Source organism: Pseudonocardia halophobica, assembly GCF_027922425.1.
GTDB classification, from domain to species: domain Bacteria; phylum Actinomycetota; class Actinomycetes; order Mycobacteriales; family Pseudonocardiaceae; genus Pseudonocardia; species Pseudonocardia halophobica.
On record NZ_BSFQ01000201.1, the window covers coordinates 1 to 726 of the forward strand.

1 protein-coding gene is annotated in these 726 nt (G+C 73.7%); it reads left to right on the plus strand.

Features of this window, described 5'->3' with window-relative positions; translation table 11 throughout:
• Window positions 1-12: 12 nt before the first annotated feature.
• Window positions 13-726, plus strand: a 714-nt coding sequence (locus tag PKE99_RS38150; protein WP_271215114.1) for an acyl-CoA dehydrogenase family protein, incomplete at its 3' end; no start/stop codon positions are given.

The following is a 726-nucleotide window of genomic DNA, read 5'->3' on the forward strand; positions in this document are numbered from 1 at the left end:
GTGACTGACACCTTGGCCGAGGTCGAAGAGACCGTCGACGCCTACCTGAAACGGTCGTACGACGCGCAGCGCAGGCATGCACTCACCCGGTGCCAGGGCTGGGACCGAACCTTCCTGGAGGAGATCGCCGACCTCGGCTGGTTCGCGCTCGCCGTTCCCGACGAGGCCGACGGACTGGGGTTGCCCCTCTCCGCTGTCGGCGCGGCGATGATGTCCCTGGGGCGGCACCTCGTGCCCGGTCCCCTGCCCGAGCGGCTCCTGCTCCCGGCGCTCCTGCTCCGACACCTCGACGGCGGAGGGTCGGACCGGAGCGATCTGCCCGGCGCGGTCGTCGCGCTGGTCGACCCCGCCGCTCACGGGAGCTGGTCGGTGGACGGCGGCCACGTGCGGGGGGAGCCTGCCGGGCCGGCGGGCAGCATGCTGCCGGTGCGCTTCGCCCGGGAGGCCGACCTTCTGCTCGTCGTAGCGGAGTCCGCCGAAGGGACGGCCGTCCACCTCCTCTCGTCCCGGGGTCCCGGAGTCGATGTCGAGCCCGTCGAGAGTGCTGACCCGACTGCCCGGCTCGCGCGCGTCACCTTCGCCGAGCCGGCCGGTGCCGGGACCGCGCCGGTGCTCACCGGCTCCGCGGCCGAACGGTTCGTCACGGAGCTGCGCGCGTGGGCTCAGATCCTGGCGGCGTGCGAACTTGCCGGGATCGCCGTCGGGCTGGTCGCGGAAACCACCGCG